Origin of the sequence: Nocardioides sp., from assembly GCF_041600255.1 — a bacterium.
Lineage (GTDB): Bacteria > Actinomycetota > Actinomycetes > Propionibacteriales > Nocardioidaceae > Nocardioides.
In genome coordinates this window covers 1-2,927 of sequence record NZ_JBFIKK010000223.1, presented here as the reverse complement: position 1 = coordinate 2,927, position 2,927 = coordinate 1, and the positions used below count along the sequence as shown (strand labels likewise).

General features: G+C 72.5%; 2 protein-coding genes. Both read left to right on the top strand.

What is annotated here, in order from left to right; translation table 11 throughout:
* Positions 1-46: 46 nt before the first annotated feature.
* Entirely contained in the window at positions 47-1,117 is a 1,071-nt protein-coding gene (locus tag ABZE72_RS16515) for an ABC transporter ATP-binding protein (RefSeq protein ID WP_372730127.1), read from the top strand.
* A 4-nt stretch (positions 1,118-1,121) separates the two neighbouring features.
* Positions 1,122-2,696 carry a gamma-glutamyltransferase family protein gene (locus tag ABZE72_RS16510; RefSeq protein WP_372730126.1) on the top strand — a complete coding sequence of 525 codons (1,575 nt, stop codon included), beginning with the start codon at positions 1,122-1,124 and terminating at the stop codon, positions 2,694-2,696.
* Positions 2,697-2,927: the final 231 nt, after the last annotated feature.

Genomic DNA, 2,927 nt, shown 5'->3' with positions numbered 1-2,927 from the left:
GCCGTCGGTGCGGGAAACGTCGCCGCCTCCCCCGGCGGCCGACGCCATCGCCCACGAGGAGGTGGCCGACCCCGCCGGTCCGTTGCTCGAGCTCCGCGACGTGGCCGTGCACTTCCCGGCCGACGGCGGTCTGGTGCGCCGTCCCACGTCCTGGGTCCGAGCCGTGGACGGCATCGACGTGACCATGGCGCCGGGCGAGACACTCGGCATCGTCGGCGAGTCGGGTTGTGGCAAGAGCACTGCGGCGCGGGCCGCGCTGCAGCTCCACCGGCCCACGCGCGGGTCGGTGCGTTTCGAGGGGATCGACCTGTCGACCCTGCCACGTCGAGAACTGCGGTCGGCCCGCCGACGCATGCAGCTGATCTTCCAGGATCCCTACGGCAGCCTCGACCCCCGGATGCCGGTGCGACGCATCCTGAGCGAGCCGCTCCGCATCCACCGCGTCGGTCGTCGCGGATCCGAACGGACCGAGCGTGTCGCCCACCTCCTCGAGCTCGTGGGTCTCCCGCCCGACGCGATGTCGCGCTACCCCCATCAGTTCTCGGGAGGTCAACGTCAGCGGATCGGCATCGCCCGAGCCCTCGCCGTGGAGCCGTCGCTCGTGGTGTGCGACGAAGCGGTCTCGGCCCTCGACGTGTCGGTCCGGGCCCAGATCGTGAACCTGCTCGAAGACCTCCAACGTCGACTGGGGCTCGCGTATCTGTTCATCGCCCACGACCTGGGCATCGTCCGTCACATGGCCGACCGTGTCGCGGTGATGTACCTGGGGCGGATCGTGGAGGTCGGTGACACCGCGACGATCTACGACCAGCCGGCCCATCCCTACACCCAGGCGCTGTTGTCGGCCGTTCCCGTGCCCGATCCACCCGTCGAGCGCCGGCGTCGCCGAATCCTGCTCCAAGGGGAGATCCCGAGCCCCGTCTCGCCTCCGAGCGGGTGTCGGTTCCGCACCCGATGCCCCATTGCCGAGGAAGTGTGCACCCGGGAGGACCCGCCGCTGATACCGCATCCGAGCGGACAGTCGGTGGCCTGTCACTTCGCCGGCCGAGCGGTCGAGCCGACGCCGGTGTCGTTGTCTCCGGTGTCGCTGTCTCCGGTCTCGGCCGGCCGGGGCTGAGCGGATGGGTTCGTTCCCGTATCCCTCGACCCGCCAGCCCGTGGTCGCCGACGAGGTGGTGGCCACGAGCCAGCCGACCGCGGCCGCCGCGGCCCTCGAGATGTTCGCGGCGGGAGGCGATGCCGTCGACGCCGCGGTCGCGGCGGCCGTCGCGCTTGCCGTCACCGAGCCCGTGCTCAACGGCATCGGCGGTGACCTGTTCGCCCTCGTGGGCGAACCCGATGGATCCTGCTGGGCGCTCGACGCGTCCGGGCGCTCCCCGGCAGCGCTCGACCCCACCCCCTTGTTGGGGAACCCGGCGATGCCGCTGCGCGGGTGGGACACGGTCACCGTGCCGGGTGCCGTGAGTGGCTGGGCCCTGCTCGCCGAGCGCGGCACGCTCGGCCTCGACCGGGTGATGGCCCCGGCCATCCGTCTGGCCGAAGACGGCTTCCTCGTGGCACCGATCACGGCTGCGGCCTGGGCCAAGGCTCCCGAGGCCTACGCCGATGCCAGCTTCGTGGCGGCATTCCTCCCGGGAGGCCGGGCACCCTCGGCGGGGGACCGCTTCCGGCTCGACGGCGCCGCCGAGACCCTCCGTCGCATCGCCAGCGACGGTGACGCCGCCTTCTACCGCGGAGCGTTGGCCGCAGCGGTCGAGCGGTTCGCCCGCTCCGGTGGCGGCGCGCTGCGCGCCGATGACCTGGCGGCGCACCGCAGCGAATGGGTGCGCCCCGTCGAGGCAGCGTTCGCCGAGTGGGGACTGGTCGAGCTTCCGCCCGCGACCCAGGGGTTGGCGGCTCTGCTCGGGACCGCAATCGTCGATCGGGTCGGACTTGCCGGCGCCGACCCGGACGGGCCCGGTGCGGTGCACGTCCAGGTCGAGGCGACCAAGTTGGCGTTGGCGGTGACGCGCGAGGTGGTGGCCGATCGGGACCGGATGCAGGTGTCCGTCGACGATCTGCTCGCCACCGAGTTCGTCGACGGGTTGGCCGAGCGCATCGAGGACGACCGGGCGAGGGACCCGGGCCATGGCCGTCCAGCGCCGGGGGGCACCGTGTACGTGGCCACGGGCGACCGTCACGGCCGGGTGGTCTCGCTCATCCAGTCGAACTTCGTCGGTTTCGGCTCCGGCCTCGTCGTTCCCGGGACGGGGATCTCTCTCCAGAACCGGGGCGCGGGCTTCTCCACCGACCCTCGCTCACCCAACGTCGTCGCTCCCGGGGTTCGGCCCTTTCACACGATCATTCCCGGGATGGTGCGCACCCCGACCGGCGAAAGGATGGCGATGGGGATGGTGGGCGGGCCCCTCCAGCCGCAGGGGCACCTGCAGATGCTCGTACGAGCAGCGCTCTCCGGGCTGGACCCGCAGGCGATCATCGACACGCCCCGTTGGCGCGTCGACGACGGACTCGACCTTGCCGTCGAGCCGGGATGGGACCCGTCGACGCTCGACGACCTCGCCCGGCGCGGCCATCACGTTCGGGTGGAGACCGGCCGCAGCGGCTTCGGCGGAGCCCAGGCTGTTCTCTCGCTTCCGAGCGGAGGATGGATGGCGGCCTCGGACGGACGGAAGGACGGCCACGCCGCAGGCCGTTGAGGGTGGGAAGCGTCCGCCGCCCGATGGGGGCCACGGCACCGTGTACGAGTTCGACATCGGCGGTCGATCGCGCTCGGCGGGGACCGGCGGTCAGGTCAGGTGCGGCCTGAGATGGACGGGGCGGACTCGGGAGTGTCCGCTCTTGCCACGGCAGGGTCGCCCGGTCGCCGGCGACCGGCGCGCACGCCGTTGGCGATGACGACGACCTCGGCCAGTTCGTGGGCGGCGACG